We start from the raw sequence: 5,705 nt of genomic DNA on the forward strand, positions 1-5,705 counted from the left end.
ACTTCGTCCCCTTCGTGTCTGAATGTGCAAATCGAAGGATTACGAAGTGGCCGTCACTTGTCACATGGATCTCTCCCGTCACACCAGAGGGAAGATCACCCGTACACCACTCCCGTGGACGCTAACCGATCCTCGGACCCCGGTTCTCACTCGTCGACATCGGCGTGTGGGTGCTGACTGTCGGTCTGTGGCTGTACTGCCACGCAATACACCAGCGAGGTGTCCTCCGGTGACCGCTGAGCCGGCGGACGCGTGCGCTGCCGAAGGGAATTGGGCGTCGACATTGCCAGCGGCGATGGTCGGACAGAGGCGGGGAGCGAGAAAATACGAACCCTCGCGACGGATCGCGTGGTGCTTGGCCCCCGGACTGCATGCCGGGCGAATAATCTGTCGATCCCAGGCCGACGACAACGGAAAGAAATATCTTAAGATTTGTATCTGACTGGCTGTGACGAGAGGGGGTGTGTCATGCGTACCACCGGCTGGGGCTAAACCGAGGGTGAGTATACAACAGCACTCGAGGTGAATCCTCGGGTGCTGTTCACGCCATGCCCCCTGCGCAAAAGATGGACTCTGTACGCCGCACAAGGTGGAGGAATGCGGAAATTAAAAGGATTGCCAATGCTCGCATTGGCCGCCCCCATGCTTGTTTCATCCATTACCGCAACGGCGCAGGGGACCACCGCGCGAAATAGTCCCTATGCCGGCGGGGGACCTATTGGCCGTTGTTACCCAAGCATGTCCGAGGCGAAGGTCTACCCGCTCCTCGTCCGCGCGAATTGAGTCCCGGCGATGGCCAGCTTTGCGAGTCTGTTCAGGGTGCGGGAATTCCGCTATCTCTACCCCGCCTATGCCCTTTCCTACATGGGCGACCAGCTCTCGTCCGTCGCCGTGGCTATTTTGGTGTTCGATCGGACCGGTTCCGCGGCGGTCACCGCGATGGCGTTCGCCGCGTCGTTCCTGCCGTCCGCGCTGGGCCCAGTGCTGGGTTCGTTCGCCGACAGGATCGCCCGCCGGAGGCTGCTCGTCGTCTGCGACCTGGCCCGGGCCGGGCTGGTCGCGGTGCTGGCGATTCCAGGAATGCCGATCGGAGCGGCGATCGCACTGCTCTATCTCGCGCATCTGTTCACTCCGCCGTTCACGAGCGCGCGTGCCGCGTTGATGCCCGACGTGCTGAGCGGCGAGGCGTACATCGCCGGAAACGGCCTGACCAATCTCACCTACCAGGTCAGCCAGGTGGCCGGGTTCGCGATCGGCGGCGCCATCGTCCTGCTGATCTCACCAGCGGGAGCCTTGCTGGTGAACGCCGCGACATTCGCGATCTCCGCGATGCTCATCTGGCGGGGTGTCCGGCCTCGGCCCGCGCCGGAGAGCCACGGCGTCCGCTGGTCGCCTCTCAAAGATGCGGCGGAAGGGGTGCGCTACGTCTTCACCGACCCCTGGTTGCGATGCTGCCTTCTCCTGGTCTGGCTCGTGCCGGCCTTCGCCTTCGGCATCGAAGCGATCGCCTATCCCCTCGCCCGCGAACTGGGCGGCGGCCCGTCGCTTGCCGGAATGCTCATGGCCACGATCGCCCTCGGCTACGCGACCGGGGCAACGATCCTGACCCGCTGGACCCCTTCCTCCGTTCGCGACCGCATCCTGGCGCCGCTCGCCGTGCTCCCCGGGGCCGCGCTGCTGCCCATGCTCGCGCACCCGCCCACACCCGTGGTTCTCCTCCTGCTGTTCTGCTGCGGCTTGGGATGTTCGTTCGGCACGCCACTCAACGCGATGTTCGTACAGCGGACGGATCCTGCTTACCGGGGACGCGCCATGGGTGTCGCGATCGCCGGCATCGCCGCGGGACAGGGCGGCGGATTCCTCCTGGCGGGATGGGTGACCGATCTCGGTGTCACCGCTTCGGCCGCCGTGGGACTGTGCGGTGCCTGCGCGGTCGCCGCCGCGCTGTGCTGTGGTACAGCCTATTCGTCGGTATCCGCGCGTTCACGTGCTTATTAGGGACGACCTGAACTCCCGTGGCGTCACGCCTTGCCGATCTCGACGTGGTAGTCCTTGTGCACCTTCACCGACTTGAAGATCGGCACGTCATAGGCGCGCTCAGGCAGCGGCAGCAGCCGGCTGGCTTCCGCTGGGCGAACACCTCGGCCGGGCGCGCGGCGGTGGTGCCGTGCAGGCGCAACCCCGCCGTGCTGCGGCACCACGCCTCACCCCGTGCCTGGGCATCGGCCAGATCGGCGAAGTCCTCACCGGCGAAGATGTTGCCGCGCACGTACTGCACCATCCGCTCCACCCGCGGCTTGTCCTGTGGCGCGCGCACCCGGGCCGGGTCGGTGGCGAACCCGGCATGCTGGGCATAGTCCAGCCAGCCGGTGGTGAAGGTCGGGTTGACCGCATCCGCGCTGGCGATGCCCGGGCTCAGATTGTCCGGGACCAGCACCTGGAAGACCCCGCCGAAGAACCGCCACGCCCCCTCACACCCGGCGATCACCGCCTCCAGCGTCTGGGAGAAGGTCAGCCAGAGGAACATGTGCCGCGAGTAGACCGCCGTGAAGATCAGCACGTGCGCGATGCGCCGCCGCCCCTGGGCCGGGTCGCAGATCAGCCCGAGCCTGGCGAAGTCGACCTGGCACTCCTTGCCCGGCACTCCGTCGGCCACCCGGACGGTGGTCTTGCCACGGCCGAACGCGCACCGCTGCACGCAGAAGCGGTGCAGCGTGCGGTAGGGCACCTGCAGGCCGGACCGGACCAGCTTCAGACGAATCTTCTCCACCTGCAGTCCCTGCTCGGCCCAGGTGCGGATCTGGTCGTGCCGCTGCTCCAGCGCCGCCCAACCCGCGCCGCGCCGACCATCAGCCCGCACTGGCCGCACCGCCTCGACGACCTGACCGATGAGCTCATCGCTTACCTGCCCGGCGCCGCCCTCGCGGACCAGCCCTGCCGCTTGGGCCGCCTCCACATACCGGCGGGCCGTCTTGCGGTCCACTCCCGCCTGCTCGGCCGCCTTGCGCAGGCCGGCCCCCGTCAGCCACGCCCGCAGCACCTCAGCACCTCGATCACCGAAACCTCCCGGAACGCCATGCCCCCGAACCCCCGCCATGTCGGATGACCTGGCAGAAGTCGTAACTGGAAGTGATCAACCACCTGAACGTGACACGCCGGGTGGTCCCATCACTGGCAACCGGGTGGTCCCATGCTCGTGGCAGAAACTCCTTTCGAGTGGTCCCATGAAGCTGGCTGGCGACAGGGCACGAGTGCCAGCAGGTCGTATACCAGGTCGCCCCGTACGAGCAACGGCGGGTCGGCTGCGACGACGGCCGCCGCTGCCCGCAACCGCGCGGCGATGCGTGCGTTCCGGCCAGATGAGGGTGTCGAGCCATGCGAGATCCGCGGGGTTTGTCACATCAAGCGGGTTCACGTCCAGGCCGGCCCGCCACACCACCTCGGGCAAGCCGGTCGGCGGCGCCATACTCGTGGCCGTGCAGGCCGGGACCGCGTCACCGGAGCCGATCAGGTGATCACCGTAGCTGTAGGCGTTCCGGTCAGGGTTGAGGCACAGACCAGTTCCTGGCGTTGTTGCCGGAGCGGGAGGACTCTCATCCGCTGGGCTGCCACCGACCCCGGGGCCCGGACGGTTGTGCCGCTTGCTGCCACCGGAGGGCGAGCTGGGTGCGGCTGGCTGTACCAGTCTCGGCCAGGACGCGGGTGAGGTGCTTCTTGACGGTGTCGATCCCCACGAACAGGCGGGCCGCGATCTGGCGGTTCGTGAGGCCCTGGGCGGCCAGCTGGGCCACGTCCCATTCCCTCGGGGTGAGGTGCCAAGCGGCCTTCCTGGCGGTCTGCTCGTGGTGCCTGGCCAACTGGTTGTGCACCAGCGGCGCCAGGTGCCTGTGCAACGCGTTCATTGCCGCCAGGGCGTGCGCGGGCGTCCGGCCCTCGCGGGAGGCCGTCCCGAGATAGACCAGACCGGCCGTGCCGCCGTCGATGGCTATCCCGGTCTTGTCGGTGATTCCGTGTGGGAGGAGGAACCGCTCCAGGTACGCCTCGTGGCCGGGCAAGGCCCGAAGGACGGCTACCTCATTGGACAGGAGCAGACGAGCGGCGGCCTCGGAACGGAACGGGTCGGCAGCGAACCAGCGCGACTCGTACTCCGCGAGGAACTCGGCCGAGTAGCCGCCCATGACCCCGCATCCCTCGTCGAGCGCCTCCTGCAGGGTACCGCCGTGAAGCACGGCGACCCCGGCGAAACCGAACCAGGACTGCAGCGCGTTGACTAGCCGTTCGCGGAATTCGGGCAGGTCAGCCGCTCGGTCGACGGCCTCCAGGACGCCTACGAGACGCCTGTAGCCGTCCCGGGCCAGCGGCTCGCCGACCGGCAGCTGGCGCGGTCTGCGGATCGGCCCGGGGAGCGCATCTACCATGACGCCCATTTTCCACCTTCGTGCCATTCCGGGTGCAACCCGCGCGGGGCGATCGTGGACCCATGAACACAGAGATGAAACGGCGCTGGTTGATCACCGGAGCCAACAGCGGATTCGGAGCGGCCTTCACCCGTGCGGCGCTTGACGCCGAGGACGAGGTAGTCGCCGCGGTCCGGCGGCCGGAGACCATGGCGGCGTTGAGCGGGGAGTACGGCGACCGGCTGACCGTGGTGGACCTGGACGTGCGGGACGCCGTCGCCTGCGCGAGAGCCGTCGAAGCCGCCGGCCGGATCGACGTCCTGGTGAACAACGCCGGGTTCGGCATCGTCGGCGCGGTCGAGGAGACCACGGAGGAGGAGCTCCGCGAAACGCTCGAGGTGATGTTCCACGGTCCCCTGAGACTGACGAGGCTGGTCCTTCCGCAGATGCGCGAACGTGGGAGCGGCACGATCATCCAGGTGAGCAGCATGGGCGGCTTGTCGTCGTTCGCGGGAGCCGGCGCCTACTGCGCGGCCAAGGGTGCTTTGGAGCAGGCCAGCGAGGCCCTCGCGCAGGAGGTGGGCCCGCTCGGGATCGGAGTGCTGATCGTCGAGCCGGGCGCCTACCGCACGGGATTCGCGGGCCCAGCCCTTCGCTTCACCGCCACGATCGCCGACTATGCCGAGACGGCCGGCCAGACCCAGACGAATCTCGCCGCGTCCCACGGAACCCAGCCCGGCGACCCCGACCAGGCCGCGGCGGCCGTGCTTGCGGCCATGGCGCTGCAGGATCCACCGCTCAGGTTGGCGCTCGGCCAGGATGCGGTCGGCGCCATCCGCGCGAAGCTGGCCGCGGTCGCGCACGACCTGGACACCGCTGAACGCCTGGTGACGACGTGACCGCACGTTTGGCCTCCACCCGAAACTCTACGAAGATGCGGACGATCTTCGCAGGCTTTCGAGCTACGGCAACGAACTTTGGGAATTCGACGCCAACGGACTGATGCGACGCCGCGAGGCGAGCATCAACGACCTCCAGATCACCGCCGAGCAGCGCCGCATCTTCGGCCCACGCCAAACCGGCGAACAGGACTTGCCCATTCCGTGACTGGCGAGCTCCGCACCTGGCAAGCCCCGACATGGCCGACGCCTCCTTACGGCGGTGACCGCAACGCCGACGACCCCGGGGGCTCACCCCGAAGCGTGGACACCGGCTGTCATGCGGCGAGCAGCACTCTAGCGGTGGTCTGCTGCTCGTAGTCGATGGGGCTGAGGTAGCTGAGCGTGGAGTGTCTCCTGCGGGTGTTGT

4 protein-coding genes and 1 pseudogene are annotated in these 5,705 nt (G+C 67.8%); 3 read left to right on the top strand and 2 right to left on the bottom strand.

Annotated features, from left to right (window positions below):
- The first annotated feature begins 792 nt into the window (after positions 1-792).
- Complete coding sequence (locus ABGB18_RS49115; RefSeq protein WP_347702624.1) at positions 793-1,998, top strand: MFS transporter; 1,206 nt, start codon at positions 793-795, stop codon at positions 1,996-1,998.
- Positions 1,999-2,062: 64 nt separating this feature from the next.
- On the opposite strand, the gene istA is transcribed toward ABGB18_RS49115, so the two are convergent.
- Entirely contained in the window at positions 2,063-3,040 is a 978-nt protein-coding gene (istA, locus tag ABGB18_RS49120; RefSeq protein WP_347702625.1) for an IS21 family transposase, read from the bottom strand.
- A 553-nt stretch (positions 3,041-3,593) separates the two neighbouring features.
- Positions 3,594-4,418 (bottom strand): LuxR C-terminal-related transcriptional regulator, encoded by an 825-nt coding sequence (locus tag ABGB18_RS49125; protein ID WP_347702626.1) that lies wholly within the window; start codon positions 4,416-4,418, stop codon positions 3,594-3,596.
- A gap of 62 nt (positions 4,419-4,480) precedes the next feature.
- On the opposite strand from ABGB18_RS49125, the gene ABGB18_RS49130 reads away from it, so the two are divergent.
- Positions 4,481-5,296 (top strand): SDR family NAD(P)-dependent oxidoreductase, encoded by an 816-nt coding sequence (locus tag ABGB18_RS49130; protein ID WP_347702627.1) that lies wholly within the window; start codon positions 4,481-4,483, stop codon positions 5,294-5,296.
- A gap of 49 nt (positions 5,297-5,345) precedes the next feature.
- Positions 5,346-5,504 (top strand): annotated as a pseudogene (locus ABGB18_RS49135) (DUF1348 family protein); the annotation flags it as partial.
- Between the last annotated feature and the right edge of the window lie 201 nt (positions 5,505-5,705).

Source organism: Nonomuraea sp. B12E4, assembly GCF_039871825.1.
Classification (GTDB): Bacteria; Actinomycetota; Actinomycetes; order Streptosporangiales; family Streptosporangiaceae; genus Nonomuraea.